Genomic DNA, 18,816 nt, shown 5'->3' with positions numbered 1-18,816 from the left:
ATCCTCATTCCTTTCCTATTGTTTCGTCACAGGTGCGAATTTTGCTAATAAACGTTTAACACCAATTGGGCTTTGGAACGCAATATCTAATTCTTTTGCATCACCTTCACCTTTTACACTTACAACTGTACCGACTCCCCATTTTTGGTGGGAAGCTTTATCGCCTACTGCCCAGCCAATTTGTTCGCCACCCGTTGTCTTAGCTGCAGGACGTACGAAAGCTGAACGAGAACGGGTTGTAGTTGTACTTGTTGTTGTACTTTTCGTTCTTCCCTTTGCCCCAAACGAAGTTTCACGCTTCGGCGCTGTTTCATTTAATGATTCCACTAGTTCTGCCGGGATTTCTGTAATAAATCGAGATGATGCGTTCATACTTGTTCTACCAAATAAAGTACGCATTTGTGCATTGGATAAATATAATTCTTCTTCTGCACGAGTAATACCTACATAAGCAAGACGACGTTCTTCTTGCATTTCATCTTCTTCCATCAGAGAACGAGTATGCGGGAATATCCCTTCCTCTAAACCAACAATAAAGACAACTGGGAACTCTAATCCTTTTGCCGAGTGCATCGTCATCAAAATAACTTCTTCACCAGCAGTTGGATCTTCATCTACACGATCAATATCCGCAACAAGAGCTAAGTCTGTTAAGAATGCAACAAGGCTCTTATCTTCACTTTGAGATTCGAATGTTTGTGTAACAGATAGAAACTCGTCTAAGTTCTCTAGACGACCTTCTGCTTCTAAAGTACGCTCATTTTTCAGCATGTCGCGATAGCCTGTCTTTTCAATAACTTCTTCAACCAATTCTGTAACAGATAAATACTCTTGCATATTTACCCAGTTGTGTAATAAACCTGCGAATTCTTTTACTGCCTTTGTAATTTTCGCACTTACTCCAACATGCTCAATCTCATCGAATACAGCAGTTAATGAAATTCCATTTTGTACACCGTAATTAATAATTTTATCGATAGAAGTCGCACCAATTCCGCGCTTCGGCATGTTAATAATACGTGCGAAACTAATTTCATCATCTGGATTCCCAATTAAACGTAAGTACGCCAAAATATCTTTAATCTCTTTACGGTCGTAGAACTTAGTACCGCCGACAATTTTGTAAGGAATATTAGATTTCAGGAAAATCTCCTCGACCATACGAGACTGAGCATTTGTACGATATAACACTGCAAAATCAGTATATTTTCGTTTTCCCATTTGAATATCGTCACGAATTTTTTTCGCAACAAAATACGCTTCGTCTTTTTCCGTTGCAGCACGGTAATACGAGATTTTGCTTCCAACTTGATTGTCTGTCCATAATTTTTTCGGTTTACGGTTTGAATTTTTTTCAATAACAGCATTCGCTGCATTTAAAATATTTTGTGACGAACGATAATTTTGTTCTAACAGGATAACTTGCGCATTCTCATAGTCTTTTTCAAATGACAAAATGTTAGAAATGTCAGCCCCGCGCCAGCGGTAAATAGACTGATCAGAATCACCTACAACGCAAAGATTTTTAAAACGTGCTGCTAAATGTTTAACAAGAAGGTACTGCGCTTTGTTCGTATCTTGATACTCATCCACGTGAATATATTGGAACTTACGCTGATAAAACTCTAGTACTTCTGGAACACGTTCAAATAGCTGAATCGTTGTCATAATTAAATCATCAAAGTCTAATGAATTATTTTTCAAAAGACGTTTTTGATATTCTGTATATACATCGCTCGTTAATTTTTCATATGGATCAGCGATTGTAATTTTTTTCGCATATTTATCTGCAGATAACAATTCATTTTTCGCATTACTAATACCAGCTAAAATAGAGCGCGGCTCAAATTTCTTCGGATCAATATTGCGCTCTTTCATAATTTTTTTGACTACAGTTAACTGATCGCCTGAATCTAAGATTGTAAAGTTACGATTAATACCAATACGATCGATATCGCGTCGTAAAATACGTACACACATAGAGTGGAACGTCGAAATCCAAATATCTTCTGCTTCTGGTCCGACAAGTGTATCAATACGCTCGCGCATTTCACGAGCTGCTTTATTTGTAAAGGTAATAGCTAGTACATTCCATGGTGCTACACCTTTTTCACCAAGTAAATACGCAATACGATGTGTTAACACACGTGTTTTACCACTACCTGCGCCTGCCATTAATAGAAGTGGTCCATTCGTTGTTTGTACTGCTTTTTGTTGTTGCGGATTTAAACCATTTAATAACCTATCTGTCGTACTCATATACGCCTGCACCTACTCTCCTTTTACTGCTTTAACTGTTTTTAATGCCGATTTTATATCATCATAAATAATATTTCCAACAACTACCGTATCAGCATACTGCGCCATTTCTTTCGCTTGTTCTGCATTAGAAATACCGCCGCCATAATACAACTTCGCTTGTTTTAATTCTGCTTTTACATTTTTAACAAGTTCAATGTCGCCATACGTACCGCTATATTCTAAATAAAATATCGGTAAACGTAATAGCTTGTCTGCTAAACGCGCGTATGCAATCACATCTTCTTCTGTTACATCACATTTCGCATCTGTAAGCTGGGCTACTTTCGCTTCAGGATTTAAAACACAATACCCTTCCATGAAAATTTCGTCCCAGTCCATAATATCCCCAAATTCTTTCAAAGCCTCATGATGAACACCTGTTACCCATTCTACCTTTCGGCTATTTAAAACACTTGGGATATAATAAAAATCAAATCCTGGTGTAATTGCTTCCACATCAGAAACCTCTAACACACAAGGAACTGCATATCTACGAATGCTTACTAGCATGTGTAGTACATTATCAATTGTTATGCCATCACTTCCGCCTACAATAACAGCATCTGTTCCAGACTCACAAATCATTTCTAAATGTTCATCGCTTAGCTCCTTATTTGGATCTAGCTTAAATACATGTTTCCATTTGGAAATATCGTACATGAAAACACCCTTTCTTTTTTCTAATCATATCTATATCCCTGCTCAAAAAAGCAGTTAGTTTTTATTAGGATTTTTGAAATTCTTCTACTACATCTGTTCACAAAGGCGAGTCGAGTTTCGCGCTCCCTTTTATGCATTCTTTCATTATAACAAAAAAAGCTACTTACACACACGCCCATTCCAACATCTTTTTTAACGTCAAATGTTGGATTACATATCATCAAAAGCACACGGGATACTAATAAAAGAAATAGTATTTGCTATTTCGAAGTTCATCAAAAAGGAGTGTTTTTCAAATGAAGCAAAACATCGGTACAATCAATGCTCTAATTCGAATTACACTCGGACTTATCCTCTTCGGTTGTAGTACCGCTAAACTCGTACGCAAACCTTGGTGCACTTGGTCTAAAGTTTTACTATGGTTTGGTGCAATGAAAATTGCAGAGGGGATTGTTCGTTTCTGCCCTATTGCTGAAGTATGTAAATTTGGAAAATTCATGAGTATGGGCGCATTTAAAATGCCTAGCATGAATTTTGCTGAAAAAGGACATGCTAAAGAAGAAGTGAACCAAACTTCCAATCATGACAAACCACAGTCAAATGGAAGTTATGACGCTTCTGACAAAGAGATTGAGTCAGCGATTGAAGATATAATCCTGGCAAAACCGCTTTGAATCATTTGTCACGACGCAAGATGCTCTCAAAGAGACTTAGCTGCTGCAGTGGGCGGTTAAGTCTTCTTTATTTTACCACAAAACAGAACGTACATTCTTATATTTTAGAGTTACATCCCTGAAACGTACATAAATCAATCAATAAAATTCAGAAAATTAGGTGTAAACCCCTTGCATAGAATGATATAAAAGTGATATCATTTTTATATCAGGAGGCGATCATATGAAAGAAAAACAAGTATTTTATGTTAATGGATTTCTCGGCGTTATTGGAATTTTAGTTTTAGCCGCTATCGGTGTATTTTGCCTTGTCCAAGAAATTTTCATAGTAGCAGCATTAACAATTATTTTAGCAGCGGTTCTCGCTACAGGTATTGGTATTGTTCAACCTAACCAAGCAAAAGTCATTACGTTCTTCGGTAATTATTTAGGAACAATTCGTCAAAACGGTTTATTTTTAACAATTCCGTTTGCATTCCGTCAAACTGTATCTTTACGTGTTGAAAACTTTAATAGTAAGAAATTAAAAGTAAATGATGTTGAGGGAAATCCAATTGAAATTGCAGCTGTTATCGTATATAAAGTTGTTGATTCTGCAAAAGCAATGTTTGGCGTTGAGCATTACGATCGATTCGTAGAAATCCAAAGCGAAACGGCAATCCGCCACGTTGCAACAAAATATCCTTATGATAATTTCCAAGATGAAACTTGTATCACGTTACGAGGAAACACTGAAGAAATCTCTGAAGAATTAAAGCGTGAGCTAGAAGCACGCCTTGAAATTGCTGGTGTAGAAGTATTAGAAACTCGTTTAACGCATTTAGCTTACGCAACAGAAATTGCCCATGCAATGCTCCAACGTCAACAAGCAAAAGCAGTATTAGCTGCTAGAAAAGAGATTGTTGAAGGTGCTGTGAAGATGGCGAAAGATTCAATCCACATGTTAGATGAAGAAGGCGTACTGGAACTCGATGACGAGCGTAAAGCAAATATGGTGAACAATTTATTAGTTGCCATCGTTTCAGATAAAGGTGCGCAACCAGTTATTAATACAGGAAGCCTATATTAAAAGGTTGTAAATAATTATGGCTAAAAAGAAAAGCTTTCCATTACGTATTGATCCTGAATTACACGCAGTCATCGAAAAATGGGCGAATGATGAGTTTCGTAGCGTCAATGCACACATCGAGTATTTGCTTCGAGAAATGGCAAAGCAAAAAGGAAAATTAAAAAAAGATAAAGATGAATAAAAAATCCCGCTGAGAAATCAGCGGGATTTTTATATTAGCTTCTCGTCATCTCATGCCCAATTGCACGATATCCTATATCACTTCGATAAAATAGACCATCACTCTCAATTTTACCGATTTCTTTATATACTTTGTCTTTCGCTTCTTGTAAACTATTCGCCTTACAAGCAACAAATAGTACACGGCCACCGTTTGTTACAAAGTCACCATGTTTCATCGCTGTACCCGCATGGAAAACAATCACATCTTGCAGCGCATCTAGTCCGCTAATAATATCACCTTTTTTATATGCTTCTGGGTATCCTTTAGAAGCCAGTACGATACCGATTACCGCTTCTTCTGACCATTGTAATTTTAATTCACTTTCATCTAATACAGCATTACATACATCAACTAAATCGTTTTCTAAGCGTGGTAATACAACTTCCGTTTCAGGATCACCAAAGCGCGCATTAAATTCAATTACCTTTGGACCATCATTTGTTAAAATAAGACCTGCATATAAAATACCTGTAAACGAACGGTTTTCTGCAATCATCGCCTTGGCAGTTGGGTGTAATACTGTTTGAATCGCTTCTTGAACTGCTGATTCTGGAATTTGTGGTACTGGAGAATATGCACCCATTCCGCCTGTATTCGGACCTTTATCCCCATCAAAAGCGCGTTTATGATCTTGAGCAATTACCATCGGATGTACGGTTGTTCCATTCACGAATGCCATTAATGAAAATTCTTGTCCATCTAGAAACTCTTCAATAACGACCTTCTTGCTTGCTTCACCGAATTTCACATCTTGCAGCATTTCTTTCACAGCTTGTAATGCATCTTCAAGTGTCATTGCTACTGTTACACCTTTACCAGCAGCTAATCCATCAGCTTTAATAACAATTGGCGCACCAACTTTTTGAATGTACTTTACTGCTTCTTCATAGTCTGTAAAAGTTTCATATGCCGCAGTTGGAATATCATACTTTTTCATAAGCTCTTTTGTAAAAGCTTTACTACCTTCAATAACAGCAGCCGCTTTATTAGGACCAAATACGCGAAGTCCCTCTTCCTTAAAACGATCCACGATTCCGTTCATAAGTGGAATTTCTGGTCCAACGAAAGTTAATTCAACATTATTCTCTTTTGCAAATAAGACTAATGCATCGAAATCATTCTCATCAATATCAACTGGTGTTGCAACATCTCGCATACCTTCATTACCTGGCGCTACATATACTTTTTCTACCTTTTCAGATTGTGCAAATTTCCAAGCTAAAGCATGCTCACGCCCACCGCGACCAATTACTAAAACATTCATATTTCATCCCCCAATACTTAAATAAGTACAAACTAGAAGCTATGCTCCTAGTTTGCTTTCATATCAATAGAAGTTTAAAAGGGAGGATCAAGAGAACCGAGCAGATCGAGGCGCATTCGCCAGGAGGACACGGAGTGTAGTTTCCGTACATGAGTACCGCACTGGCATTGCAACGACGACATGCGAAGGTTATCTCGACCGGACCTTTTAAACATCCTCTATTAGTGTTTGAAATGACGTACGCCAGTGAACACCATAGCAATCCCATACATATCTGCCACTTTAATAGAATCCTCATCACGAATTGATCCACCTGGTTGGATAATTGCTGTAATACCAGCTTTTGCTGCTTCTTCTACTGTATCTGGCATTGGGAAGAAAGCATCAGATGCAAGTGCGCTACCTTGTGCTTTTTCGCCAGCTTGTGTAATTGCGATTTTTGCAGAACCTACACGGTTCATCTGTCCCGCACCTACACCAACTGTCATGTTATCATTCGCTAAAACAATTGCATTTGATTTCACATGTTTTACAACTTTCCAAGCTAGTTTTAAATCTTTCCATTCTTGCTCTGATGGTTCACGTTTCGTTGGAATTGAAATTGCGTCCTCATCTAATGATAACGTATCTTCCTCTTGAATAAGAAGTCCACCTTGTACAGAAGTTAGTTTTTTGCTTGCACTTGTCGCTTTTTCAATATTTACAGTTAGTAAGCGTAAGTTCTTCTTACTTTGCAACACTTCTAAAGCTTCTTGCGAGAACGAAGGTGCGATAACAATTTCTAAGAAAATTTCATGTAACTTTTCAGCTGTAGCTTTATCAATTTCACGATTAGCTGCAATAATACCGCCAAAAATTGATACTGGATCTGCCTCATAAGCACGTGTGTATGCTTCATGAATATCAGTTCCTACTCCAACACCACATGGATTCATATGTTTTACCGCTACTACTGCTGGTTCTGTAAATTCTTTTACGATGCTAAGCGCTGCGTCTGCATCGTTAATATTGTTATAGGATAATTCTTTACCGTGTAATTGTTCTGCGTATGCAACAGAAGAAGTTGCAGCGAATGGCGCTTTATAGAATGTTGCTTTTTGATGTGGATTTTCTCCATAGCGTAAATCTTGTTTTTTCTCAAATGTCACCGTTAATGTTTCTGGACTATCTTCACCCATTTGCTCTGTTAAGTAGTTAGAGATTAACGCATCATATGCCGCTGTATGACGGAATACTTTCGCTGCTAATTTACGTTTCGTCTCTTCTTTTACTTCGCCGTTCTCTTTCAGTTCCGCTAATACAACATCATAATCTACTGGATCTACAATTACCGATACAAATTTATGATTTTTCGCAGCAGAGCGAATCATTGTCGGGCCACCGATATCAATATTTTCAATTGCATCAGCAAATGTTACATCAGGCTTAGCGACTGTTTCTTTAAATGGGTATAAGTTAACAACAACAAAGTCAATTGGTTGAATGCCTAATTCATTCATTTGCGCTACATGCGTTTCATTATCGCGAACTGCTAATAGACCACCATGAATGTTTGGATGTAATGTTTTTACGCGACCATCCATAATTTCTGGGAAACCAGTTACTTCAGAAATACCAATTACTTGTAAGCCGTTTTCTTCTAGTAATTTTTTCGTACCACCTGTTGAGATAACTTCGATCCCTTGTTCAAGTAAACCTTTAACAAATTCTACTACTCCTGTTTTATCTGAAACACTTACTAATGCACGCTTTTTCATTTATCCTTCACCCCTGGTTGTATGTTAGTTAACAGTTGTTTCTTTCACAGACTGAACAATTTGATTCACTGTATTTACGTATAATTTATGTTCAACTTGTTGAATTTTCTTTTGTAAGCTTTCTCTCGTATCCCCTTCAGAAACAACTACTGCTTCTTGCGCAATAATCGGACCTGTATCCATACCTGCATCTACATAATGAATCGTTACTCCAGTTACTTTCACACCCGCTTCTAACGCTTGACCAACAGCATCTTTACCCGGAAAACTCGGTAATAGTGATGGATGAATATTAATAATCTTCCCACCATACGCTCCCAGTAAAGTCGACCCAATTAAACGCATATATCCAGCTAAAATAACATAATCAATTTCATACTCTTCTAGCTTCTTTAATATCTCTTTTTCAAATGCTTCTTTTGACTCATATGCTTTCGCTGAAAAGGCAAAACACGGGATATGATGATAATGTGCCCGTCCAACAGCACGTGCTTCTGGTTTATCACATACTAATAAACTAATATCTGCATCCAATCTTTTTTCTTCTAACGCGTTAATAAGAGATTGGAAGTTCGATCCGCTTCCAGAAGCAAAGACTGCTAATCTACTCATAGTTCTGTGCTCCCGTTAAAAGTAACGCCAGCACCTTGTACAGTGCGTCCAATAATACGAGCTGTTTCTCCTTGCTCTTCAAGAAGACGAACAATATCTTTTGCATCTTCTTCCTTCACCGCTACTACCATACCAATACCCATGTTAAAAATATTGAACATTTCTTTCTCTTCCAGTTTTCCAACTTCTTGAAGCAAACTGAAGATCGGCTGAATTTCCCAAGCTCCTAGCTCAATTTCAGCACCAATTCCCTCTGGCAACATACGTGGAATATTTTCAATGAATCCGCCACCTGTAATATGCGCCATACCGTATACTTCATGTTTCTTCAATAGTTCTAAAATAGGTTTGACATAAATTTTCGTTGGTTTTAATAATTCTTCACCAAGAGGTAGCTCTAAGCGTCCGTAAATGCGATCTAAAGATAGTTCTCCATCTTCTAGTAACACTTTTCGTACTAAAGAGTAACCATTACTATGAATACCGCTAGATGCTAATCCAATTAATACGTGACCAGCTTCAATTTTCTCACCTGTTACAATTTTCTTTTTATCAACAATTCCAACTGTAAAACCAGCTAAATCGTACTCTTCCGTAGAATACATTCCTGGCATTTCAGCTGTTTCTCCACCAATTAATGCACAACCAGCTTGGCGACAGCCCTCTGATATACCTTTGACGATGTTTTCAATTTTACTAGGTTCAGCTTTACCACAAGCAATATAATCAAGGAAGAAAAGCGGTTCTGCTCCTTGGACAACAATATCATTTACACACATTGCTACTGCATCAATACCAATTGTGTCATGTTTATCTGCCATAAAAGCGAGCATCAATTTCGTTCCCACGCCATCTGTTCCAGATACTAATACAGGTTCTTCTAATGCAAATTTTGATAGATCAAACATACCTCCAAAACCGCCTAAACCGCCTAGTACTTCTTTTCTCATTGTTGTTTGTACGTGTTTTTTCATGCGAGATACCGCTTCATATCCAGCTTCAATATCTACTCCTGCTTGCTTATATGCATTCGCCATCGTTATTTACACCTCGTCTTTTAATTTCTCCCCATCCAGGGCGGCCGTTTTAAGAAAGAAGCTAGCTTCTACATCAAAAGAAGTAGAAGCTTTTCCACTTTCTTATTTCATACTTTCTAAAAGCTCTTGCTCATAATCATAAAGAGCTGTTGGATAGTCTCCATTGAAGTAAGCCATACATAGGCCGCCATATTTCCCTTCATACGGACGTCCAATTGCATCTACTAATCCATCTTCGCTTAAAAATGTTAAAGAATCTGCTCCGATTATTTCACGGATTTCTTCTACTGTATTATTTGCTGCAATTAATTCTTTTCTCGTTTGAATATCAATGCCATAGAAACATGGATACTTAAGAGGTGGTGAAGCGATTCTTACATGAACTTCTGTCGCTCCAGCCTCACGAAGCATACGAACAATTCGTTTACTTGTCGTTCCCCTTACGATAGAGTCATCAATCATGACAACTCGTTTCCCTTCAACTACACCTCTTACTGCAGAAAGCTTCATCTTTACCCCTTGCTCGCGCAGTTCTTGAGAAGGTTGAATAAATGTACGTCCAACGTAACGATTTTTAATTAATCCTAACTCATACGGAATGCCTGTTGCCTCCGCATAGCCGATCGCAGCTGAAATACTAGAGTCTGGTACACCAGTAACAACATCAGCTTCAATAGGAGCTTCTGCCGCTAAGCGTTTCCCCATGTTTTTACGTGCTGCATGAACGTTAATACCTGCAATATTAGAATCCGGACGTGCAAAGTAAATATACTCCATACTACAAATTGCATGATCTACTTCATTTGTAAAACGATCTACGTGAATTCCTTCATCATTGATGATCAGTAATTCACCTGGTTCTACATCACGAATGTATGTTGCACCTACTACATCGAAAGCACATGTTTCTGATGCTACAACATAAGCATCCCCCATCTTTCCAATTGAAAGAGGACGGAATCCATTCGGATCTAGCGCAACGATCATTTCATTTCCAGTTAGTAAAAGATATGCAAACGCACCTTTCACTTTATTTAGGGCCTCTTTTACACTTTCAATTAAAGAATCTTTCGTACTACGTTTAATGAGATGTAAAAGTACTTCTGTATCTGAACTTGTTTGGAAAATACTTCCCTCTGCCTCTAACTCACGACGAAGCATCTTTGCGTTAATTAAATTTCCGTTATGAGCTAATGCCATACTATGATCAGAAAAACGGAATAATAATGGTTGAACGTTAGCAACTTCACTTCCACCAGCTGTCGCATACCGTACGTGTCCAATTGCTGATTTTCCGTTTAAGCCTTCTAGCTCACCTCTTGAAAACACTTCTGATATTAAACCTAACCCCTTGTGACCGACGATTTTCTCACCATTATTTACAACGATGCCTGCGCCTTCTTGTCCACGGTGCTGTAAACTATGCAATCCGTAGTACGAAACTTGTGCTGCATTTTCATGCCCCCAAATTCCGAAAACGCCACATTCTTCATTTAACCCCTTTATTTCAGCAAGCATGGGATTGCCCCTTTCCAAGCCTTTCTCATTTCATCTACATTTGCTGTAAGTAATACTTCATTTTCTTCATTATGAATTGTTACTTCATTTGTATTTGTCACTTCGCCAACTTGAATTGCTTCTACCGCTTTCTCGAATGCTTCCTTATTTTCACGTTTTACAGTTATAACGAAGCGAGATTGTGATTCTGCAAATAATGCTGCTGTTGCTTCTCCATCTAATTTCACAGTAGCACCTAAACCTTTTGCACCAATTGCACTTTCAGTAATTGCAACTGCTAAACCACCTTCTGCAACATCATGTGCAGATTGAACAAGGCCAGCTTGAATCGCTTCTAGTACTTGTTTTTGGCGTTTTAATTCTACATCTAGATCGATGCTTGGTGATTGACCGAAAATTTTGCCGTGGACCATTTTCTGTAATTCACTTCCACCAAACTCAGCTTTCGTCTCTCCGATTACGTAAACTAAATCGCCAGCTTGCTTAAATTCTTGTGTTGTTACGTGTTTTAAATCATGTACAAGACCAACCATACCAACAGTCGGTGTTGGATATACCGCTTCACCACTACGCTCGTTATACATCGATACGTTTCCGCCGATAACTGGCGTTTGTAATGTGCGACAAGCTTCACTCATACCGTCTACTGATTTCTCAATTTGCCAGAATATCTCTGGTTTTTCTGGGTTACCAAAGTTTAAGCAATCTGTAATTGCAAGTGGCTCTCCACCAGAACATACGATATTACGTGCTGCCTCTGCTACTGCAATTTTACCGCCCACTTCTGGATCTAAATAAATGTAGCGAGAGTTACAATCTGTCGTCATTGCTAATCCTTTTTCTGTACCGCGTACACGTACAACCGCTGCATCTGAACCTGGTGTAACAACTGTGCTTGTGCGTACTTGATAATCATATTGATCATATACCCACTCTTTACTTGCAATCGTCGGTTGCTGTAATAAAGCGAATAACGTTTCTTTATAATTATCTACTTTCGGTGTTTCCATTTTCATCTGCTGGAATTCAGCAAAGTATGCTGCTTCTTTTGATGGTTTATGATAAATTGGTGCTTCTTCTGCAAGAGCATCTGCTGGAACTTCAGCTACCATTTCACCTTTATGGAATAAACGAAGCATTTTGTCCTCCGTTACTTTCCCCATCGTAACTGCTGCAAGACCATACTTCTCAAATAAATCTACTATTTCTTGCTCTCTACCTTTTTTTATAACAATTAACATACGCTCTTGTGATTCAGATAGCATCATTTCATATGGTGTCATTCCCGTTTCACGCTGTGGTACATCATCTAAGTACATTTCAATACCCATTCCTGCTTTACTTGCCATTTCTGCAGAAGATGATGTTAAACCAGCTGCGCCCATATCTTGAATTCCAACAAGTGCATCAGACTGAATAAGTTCTAAACACGCTTCAATAAGAAGTTTCTCCATAAATGGATCTCCTACTTGAACTGCCGGACGTTTCGCTTCTGAGCTTTCAGATAGCTCTTCAGATGCGAATGTTGCACCGTGAATACCATCACGACCAGTTGATGCTCCTACGTACATTACTGTATTACCAGCACCGTGCGCTTGCCCTTTTTTAATATCTTCATGGTTAATTAAACCTACGCACATTGCATTTACAAGTGGATTTCCTTCATAACATGGATCAAATTGTACTTCGCCACCAACAGTAGGAATACCAATGCAGTTACCGTATCCTGCAATTCCTGCTACTACTTCTTCGAATAAATATTTCACACGTGGTGATTGTAATTCACCGAAGCGAAGTGAGTTTAATAGAGCTACCGGACGTGCTCCCATAGAGAATACATCACGAATAATACCGCCAACGCCTGTTGCTGCTCCTTGATATGGCTCAATTGCAGAAGGGTGGTTATGGCTTTCCATTTTAAATACAACCGCTTGATTATCACCGATGTCTACAATTCCAGCACCTTCTCCAGGTCCTTGCAGAACGCGCTCACCCGTCGTTGGGAATTTACGAAGTACTGGCTTCGAATTTTTATAACTACAATGTTCAGACCACATAACAGAGAATAATCCTGTTTCTGTATAATTTGGCAGACGGCCTAAAATCTTTTCAACCATGGCAAACTCTTCGTCTGTTAGCCCCATTTCCGCATATATGCGCTCTTCTTTAATTTGTGTTGGATTTGGTTCAAGCATTAACGACATATGTTTCCCTCCACTGTTTTAAGATAGATTGAAAGACTTTTAACCCTTCAGCACCACCAAGCAATACATCTACAGCACGCTCTGGGTGTGGCATCATACCAAGTACATTTCCCTTTTCATTTACAATACCAGCAATATCTGAAACGCTACCATTCGGATTTTCTACATAACGGAATGCGATTTGATTATTCTCTTCTAATTGTTTAAGAGTCGCTTCATCACAATAGTAATTCCCTTCACCATGTGCAATTGGAATATTGATTACTTCATCTTTTTCATATTGTGATGTAAACATCGTTTCGTTATTTTCAACACGTAACTGAACAGTGCGACACATAAATTTTAAGTTTTCATTTCTCATTAGTGCTCCTGGTAGTAATCCTGATTCAACAAGAATCTGGAATCCATTACACACCCCTAAAATTGGTTTTCCTTGCTCAGCAGCTTTTTGCACTGCTTTCATTGCGTTAGCAAAGCGAGAAATAGCACCACAACGTAAATAGTCACCGTAAGAGAATCCACCAGGTAGTAAAATTGCATCATATTCATCTAAATTCTCTCTATCGTGCCAAACGTAATCTACTTCTTCACCAAGCTCATCTTTAATTGCATGGAACATATCGACATCACAGTTCGAACCCGGAAATACTATTACGGCAAATTTCACTGTGCGACAACCTCCTCAACTTCATAACGGAAGTCTTCCATTACAACGTTTGTTAATAGTTTTTCACACATTTCTTTTACCTTTGCGTCAAGGTCAGATACTGATTTATCAATTGTTAGTTCCATGTACTTTCCGATTCGAACGTCTTGTACTTCTGTAAATGAAAGACTATGAAGTGCCCCTTTTACTGCTGTTCCTTGTGGATCTAATACACTTTCTCTTAACGTTACATATACCTTAACTTTATACATGTGAAATTCCCCCTAAACGTTTTAAAATTTCTTCATATGCTTCTGTTAAATTCCCAAGATCACGACGGAATACGTCTTTATCAAACTTTTCATTGCTCGCTTCATCCCATAAACGGCAAGTATCTGGTGAAATTTCATCCGCTAAAATAATTTCTCCCTCATCTGTTACACCAAACTCTAATTTGAAATCTACTAATCTTACACGACAGCTTGCGAAATGCTCAATCAATACTTGATTGATTTGTAGAGCCATATCTCGTAATACGCTTACTTGCTCTGGCGATGCAACGTTTAATACACGAATATGATCTTCCGTTACAAGCGGATCTCCTAAATCATCATCTTTGAAGTAAAATTCTACGATTGGTTCTGCAAGTACAGTTCCCTCTTCCATTCCTAATCGTTTTGAAAGACTTCCTGCAATTACATTTCTTGTGACAACTTCTAGAGGAATAATACTCACTTTTTTAACAAGTTGCTCTGTTTCAGATAACTTCTCAACAAAATGTGTTTTAATTCCTACTTCTTGTAACTTTCTGAACAATAAAGTTGTAATCTCATTGTTCAAACGACCTTTTCCTGTAATCGTCTCTTTTTTCTCCCCATTGAAAGCAGTCGCACTATCTTTATACTCTACCCAAACCATATCTGCTGATTCTGTACGATAAATTCTTTTTGCCTTACCTTCATACAGCAATTCTAGCTTTTGCATTTCGCAAGCCCCCTGTAGTTTGAAAAATGTGAATAATATTTTTATAAAGAATGGCACAGAATGACTCTATTCTGTGCCATATGAAATTTTACGCTTCGTTTAATCCAAGGCGTTCAAAGATTGTATCAACATGTTGCATGTGATGCTCATAGTTGAAGCATTCATTAATTTCTTCTTGCGTTAACTTGCTCGTAATACGCTCATCGCCTTCTACAAGCTCTTTAAATTGTACTTGTGTTTCCCAAGCTTCCATCGCTTTAGGCTGTACGATATCATAAGCTTCTTCACGTACCATACCTTTGTCGATTAGTGTAAGCATTACGCGCTGAGAGTAAATTAATCCGTATGTTCTTGTCATATTGCGTTTCATATTCTCTGGGTATACAGTTAAGTTTTTAACGATATTACCAAAGCGATTTAACATGTAATTTAACGCAATTGTAGCATCTGGTAAAATTACACGTTCTGCAGAAGAGTGAGAGATATCGCGCTCATGCCATAATGGAACATTCTCGTAAGCTGTCATCATATAACCGCGGATAACACGAGCTAAACCAGTCATATTTTCAGATCCAATTGGATTACGTTTATGTGGCATTGCAGAAGAACCTTTTTGGCCTTTTGCAAAAGCCTCTTCAACTTCACGTGTTTCACTCTTCTGTAAACCACGAATCTCAACTGCCATCTTTTCGATAGATGTTGCAATTAGTGCAAGTGTTGACATGTAATGAGCATGGCGATCACGTTGCAGTGTTTGTGTTGAAATTGGTGCTGCTTCTAATCCTAAGTTTTCACAAACATACTTTTCTACGAATGGATCGATATTTGCATATGTACCAACCGCACCAGATAATTTACCAACGCGAACTGTATCAGCAGCTTGCTTAAAACGCTCTACGTTACGTTTCATTTCTTCATACCAAAGACCAAGCTTTAAACCAAATGTTGTTGGTTCTGCATGAACACCGTGTGTTCTTCCCATCATGATCGTGTATTTATGCTCTTTTGCTTTGTTAGCTAAAATGCTTACAAAGTTTTCTAAGTCTTTTAATATGATTTCATTCGCTTGTTTTAAGATGTAAGATAGCGCTGTATCTACAACGTCTGTAGATGTTAAACCGTAATGAACCCATTTACGTTCCTCGCCTAATGCTGGTGTTTCTGATACAGCACGAGTGAATGCCACTACGTCATGACGTGTCTCTTTTTCAATTTCATAAATACGATCAATATCAAATGATGCATGCTCACGAATTTTTTTAACATCTTCTTTTGGAATATCGCCAAGCTCAGCCCATGCTTCACAAGCTAAAATCTCAACTTCTAACCATGCCTTAAATTTGTTTTCTTCCGTCCAAATTGCACCCATTTCAGGGCGTGTATAACGATTAATCATCTTTTTCCCTCCAACAGTTGTTCTTGATGGTCCCAAATATGCAAACTCTTTGCTTTTTCTAGAGCGACTTCAATATTATCATTTAAAATATTAACATGCCCCATTTTTCGCTGCGCTTTTGCTTCTTCTTTTCCATACAAGTGTAAATAGCACCCGGTTAATCTATTCACTTGTCCTAGGACCCCTTCTATATGTTCGCCTAAAATGTTTACCATGACAACTGGTTTTAACAAATTTGTTTCTCCAAGAGGTAAATTACAGATTGCTCGAATATGTTGACCAAATTGACTCGTTTCACATGCATCCTGTGTATAGTGTCCTGAATTGTGAGGTCTTGGTGCTAATTCATTAATGTAAATCTCACCGTCAGCTGTAGCAAACATCTCTACCGCTAGTGTTCCCACAAGTTCTAGTTCATCTGCGAGCACTTTTGCATAAGCAATTGCTTTTTGAGAAAGTTCCTCTGTAATGCGAGCTGGAACGATAGATTCATGCAAAATGTTATTTACATGAATATTTTCCGCTACCGGAAATACTTTCGTTTCACCACTTACACTTCGAATTACAATAACTGATACTTCTTTTTCAAAAGGCACCCATTTTTCTAAAATGCACTCCGCTGCATTCGCAAGCTTTCGCGCTTTATCAACGTCAGCTTCACTTCTTAAAACAACTTGCCCTTTCCCATCATATCCACCTGTCGTTGTTTTTAAGACGGAAGGATATGATAAATCGGCGATTGCTTCAGTAAGCTGCTCTTGAGTTTGAACCAATCTATACGTTGCTACTGGTAATCCCGCTTTTTCAATTGCATTCTTTTCTGTAAAACGATTTTGCGTTTTACTTAACAACTGACTACCTTGTGGTAAGTAAGCATGTTTTTCCAACCATTGCAAACATCTATAATCAATATTCTCAAATTCATATGTGACAACATCACTGATCTCTGCTAAATGCTGAATTGCTTTTAAATCGTCATATGGTGCAACAATTTCAATATCAGCAACTTGTGCACATGGTGAATTCTTTGTAGGATCTAAAACAGCAATTTTATATCCCATCTCCTTAGCTGCCAATGCCATCATTCTTCCTAGCTGGCCGCCTCCAATAATACCGATTGTTTTTCCAGGTAAAATGATTCTCGTCATACTAGCTCACTACCTTCACGCACAGTTTTCTCAATAGCTTCTCGTCTCAGTTCTAATGCATCATGTATGTCATCATGAAATGATCCAAGTATTTGTGCAGCAAGTAATCCAGCATTTGTTGAACCAGCCTTACCAATTGCAACAGTTGCAACTGGAACCCCTCCTGGCATTTGGACGATGGATAATAATGAATCTAAGCCGTTTAACGCTTTTGATTGAACTGGAACTCCGATTACAGGAAGATTCGTCTTCGCTGCAACCATTCCTGGTAAATGTGCTGCCCCGCCAGCTCCAGCAATAATAACTTTTAATCCACGTTCACGAGCTGTCTCTGCATATTCAAACATATAATCCGGAGTCCGATGAGCCGATACAACTTTTTTCTCATACGGTATATTTAATTCATCTAAAATGTCACAAGCATATTTCATTGTTTCCCAGTCTGACGTGCTTCCCATTATGACTCCAACTAGTGATTTCATATTAGAATCCCCCCGATTCAAATAAAAAAAGCCTGAAATAGAACAGTTTCTCTTTTACTATGAGAGAAAGCGCTCTACTCAGGCATACGTATCCCTTGTGAATAGAAAAATACCGAGTGACTTTCCCTCATAGTCTAACGAATAACGGTCGTTAGGTAGAGACTTGCAGGCCATATCCCCGCGATTATATGAGGTCTTATATTATTGTTTCTATGGCTATATTAACAATATTCCATAAACAATGTCAACAAATAATCGAATGTTTTTTTATTAGTCTCTGATAACGTTCGTGTTTTAGTTATATTCAAAAGGAGAATTGCAACTATATGCAAGAAGGAAAGGGAATTAGAATATATATTTCTAGAGATCTATTTTACGTATAGCTGTTTATATAGTACTTTAGTATGTTTTAATCAAAGTATATACACTCTTGTGAACTTATTATTGTAGCGAATTAATTTCTAAGGGGGAATAATCTTGAAAAAAATAACTATGCTATTATCCTATTTATTTTTCTCTATCGCAGTAATTGCTGTAATGATTGAATACTTATTTATATCATCCCATTTTTTCTACTCTCATTATTTTAAATATATACTTGCGCTAGAAATAATGTGTCCTATCATAGGGGTTATTTTAGGAGTACTCGGAAAACCTGGAAAACCAAAAATCATTGCTATTACTTTGAATAGCCTTATTTTCATTCTTTTTTCTTCTTTAGCGTTATTCAATTTATGGATTTTAACATTTGGTAAATAAAAATAAACACAAAAAAACCTAAGTCGAAACGACTTAGGTTTTTGCTTGGCGACGTCCTACTCTCACAGGGACAAGGTCCCAA

At 38.0% G+C, this 18,816-nt stretch carries 18 protein-coding genes and 1 riboswitch; of the genes, 4 read left to right on the top strand and 14 right to left on the bottom strand.

Annotated features, from left to right (window positions below):
• Nucleotides 1-15: 15 nt before the first annotated feature.
• Together pcrA and pcrB are read right to left on the bottom strand one after the other, a co-directional pair.
• Nucleotides 16-2,259 (bottom strand): DNA helicase PcrA, encoded by a 2,244-nt coding sequence (pcrA, locus tag BAQ49_RS23060; RefSeq protein ID WP_071747232.1) that lies wholly within the window; start codon nucleotides 2,257-2,259, stop codon nucleotides 16-18.
• A 12-nt stretch (nucleotides 2,260-2,271) separates the two neighbouring features.
• Nucleotides 2,272-2,961 carry a heptaprenylglyceryl phosphate synthase gene (gene pcrB / locus BAQ49_RS23055; RefSeq protein WP_071747198.1) on the bottom strand — a complete coding sequence of 230 codons (690 nt, stop codon included), beginning with the start codon at nucleotides 2,959-2,961 and terminating at the stop codon, nucleotides 2,272-2,274.
• Nucleotides 2,962-3,257: 296 nt separating this feature from the next.
• On the opposite strand from pcrB, the gene BAQ49_RS23045 reads away from it, so the two are divergent.
• From BAQ49_RS23045 to BAQ49_RS23035, 3 genes are all read left to right on the top strand, one after another.
• Nucleotides 3,258-3,635: a YgaP family membrane protein gene (locus tag BAQ49_RS23045; protein WP_000812335.1), complete on the top strand. Its 378-nt coding sequence runs from the start codon at nucleotides 3,258-3,260 to the stop codon at nucleotides 3,633-3,635.
• A gap of 223 nt (nucleotides 3,636-3,858) precedes the next feature.
• Nucleotides 3,859-4,704: an SPFH domain-containing protein gene (locus BAQ49_RS23040; RefSeq protein WP_071747196.1), complete on the top strand. Its 846-nt coding sequence runs from the start codon at nucleotides 3,859-3,861 to the stop codon at nucleotides 4,702-4,704.
• Nucleotides 4,705-4,720: 16 nt separating this feature from the next.
• The gene (locus BAQ49_RS23035; protein WP_001085172.1) at nucleotides 4,721-4,885 is read left to right on the top strand and encodes a type II toxin-antitoxin system antitoxin; all 165 of its coding nucleotides are present in this window, start codon (nucleotides 4,721-4,723) and stop codon (nucleotides 4,883-4,885) included.
• A gap of 34 nt (nucleotides 4,886-4,919) precedes the next feature.
• Here BAQ49_RS23035 and purD read toward each other — a convergent pair whose 3' ends face one another.
• The 12 genes from purD to purE all read right to left on the bottom strand — a co-directional run bounded on the left by purD (nucleotide 4,920) and on the right by purE (nucleotide 17,975).
• The gene (purD, locus tag BAQ49_RS23030) at nucleotides 4,920-6,191 is read right to left on the bottom strand and encodes a phosphoribosylamine--glycine ligase (RefSeq protein ID WP_071747195.1); all 1,272 of its coding nucleotides are present in this window, start codon (nucleotides 6,189-6,191) and stop codon (nucleotides 4,920-4,922) included.
• A gap of 221 nt (nucleotides 6,192-6,412) precedes the next feature.
• A complete protein-coding gene (gene purH / locus BAQ49_RS23025) occupies nucleotides 6,413-7,948 on the bottom strand; it encodes a bifunctional phosphoribosylaminoimidazolecarboxamide formyltransferase/IMP cyclohydrolase (protein ID WP_071747194.1) in 1,536 nt (511 codons plus the stop codon).
• Nucleotides 7,949-7,972: 24 nt separating this feature from the next.
• Complete coding sequence (gene purN, locus BAQ49_RS23020; protein ID WP_071747193.1) at nucleotides 7,973-8,560, bottom strand: phosphoribosylglycinamide formyltransferase; 588 nt, start codon at nucleotides 8,558-8,560, stop codon at nucleotides 7,973-7,975.
• Nucleotides 8,557-9,597, bottom strand: a complete 1,041-nt coding sequence (gene purM, locus BAQ49_RS23015) for a phosphoribosylformylglycinamidine cyclo-ligase (RefSeq protein ID WP_071747192.1) — start codon at nucleotides 9,595-9,597, stop codon at nucleotides 8,557-8,559. Before purM ends, purN begins: the two co-directional genes overlap by 4 nt.
• A gap of 102 nt (nucleotides 9,598-9,699) precedes the next feature.
• On the bottom strand, nucleotides 9,700-11,115 hold the full coding sequence (purF, locus tag BAQ49_RS23010) for an amidophosphoribosyltransferase (protein ID WP_071747191.1): 1,416 nt from the start codon (nucleotides 11,113-11,115) through the stop codon (nucleotides 9,700-9,702).
• Complete coding sequence (purL, locus tag BAQ49_RS23005; protein ID WP_071747190.1) at nucleotides 11,100-13,319, bottom strand: phosphoribosylformylglycinamidine synthase II; 2,220 nt, start codon at nucleotides 13,317-13,319, stop codon at nucleotides 11,100-11,102. The genes purF and purL overlap by 16 nt, the downstream gene beginning before the upstream one ends.
• Nucleotides 13,303-13,986 carry a phosphoribosylformylglycinamidine synthase subunit PurQ gene (gene purQ, locus BAQ49_RS23000; protein WP_071747189.1) on the bottom strand — a complete coding sequence of 228 codons (684 nt, stop codon included), beginning with the start codon at nucleotides 13,984-13,986 and terminating at the stop codon, nucleotides 13,303-13,305. Before purQ ends, purL begins: the two co-directional genes overlap by 17 nt.
• On the bottom strand, nucleotides 13,983-14,237 hold the full coding sequence (purS, locus tag BAQ49_RS22995) for a phosphoribosylformylglycinamidine synthase subunit PurS (protein WP_000278821.1): 255 nt from the start codon (nucleotides 14,235-14,237) through the stop codon (nucleotides 13,983-13,985). The genes purQ and purS overlap by 4 nt, the downstream gene beginning before the upstream one ends.
• Nucleotides 14,230-14,949, bottom strand: coding sequence for a phosphoribosylaminoimidazolesuccinocarboxamide synthase (gene purC / locus BAQ49_RS22990; RefSeq protein WP_071747188.1), 720 nt, complete (start codon nucleotides 14,947-14,949; stop codon nucleotides 14,230-14,232). Before purC ends, purS begins: the two co-directional genes overlap by 8 nt.
• An 88-nt stretch (nucleotides 14,950-15,037) precedes the next feature.
• Nucleotides 15,038-16,345 (bottom strand): adenylosuccinate lyase, encoded by a 1,308-nt coding sequence (gene purB / locus BAQ49_RS22985; protein ID WP_071747187.1) that lies wholly within the window; start codon nucleotides 16,343-16,345, stop codon nucleotides 15,038-15,040.
• Nucleotides 16,342-17,493 carry a 5-(carboxyamino)imidazole ribonucleotide synthase gene (gene purK / locus BAQ49_RS22980; RefSeq protein ID WP_071747186.1) on the bottom strand — a complete coding sequence of 384 codons (1,152 nt, stop codon included), beginning with the start codon at nucleotides 17,491-17,493 and terminating at the stop codon, nucleotides 16,342-16,344. The genes purB and purK overlap by 4 nt, the downstream gene beginning before the upstream one ends.
• Nucleotides 17,490-17,975, bottom strand: coding sequence for a 5-(carboxyamino)imidazole ribonucleotide mutase (purE, locus tag BAQ49_RS22975; protein ID WP_002010008.1), 486 nt, complete (start codon nucleotides 17,973-17,975; stop codon nucleotides 17,490-17,492). The genes purK and purE overlap by 4 nt, the downstream gene beginning before the upstream one ends.
• Nucleotides 17,976-18,085: 110 nt before the next feature.
• A riboswitch (purine riboswitch) is annotated at nucleotides 18,086-18,187 on the bottom strand.
• Nucleotides 18,188-18,452: 265 nt separating this feature from the next.
• Between purE and BAQ49_RS22970 the strand changes: the two genes are divergently transcribed.
• Nucleotides 18,453-18,734, top strand: coding sequence for a hypothetical protein (locus BAQ49_RS22970; protein WP_071747185.1), 282 nt, complete (start codon nucleotides 18,453-18,455; stop codon nucleotides 18,732-18,734).
• The last annotated feature ends 82 nt before the right edge of the window (nucleotides 18,735-18,816 follow it).

It is taken from the genome of Bacillus proteolyticus, from assembly GCF_001884065.1.
Taxonomy (GTDB): Bacteria; Bacillota; Bacilli; order Bacillales; family Bacillaceae_G; genus Bacillus_A; species Bacillus_A proteolyticus.
This window is presented reverse-complemented; position numbering and strand designations above follow the sequence as displayed.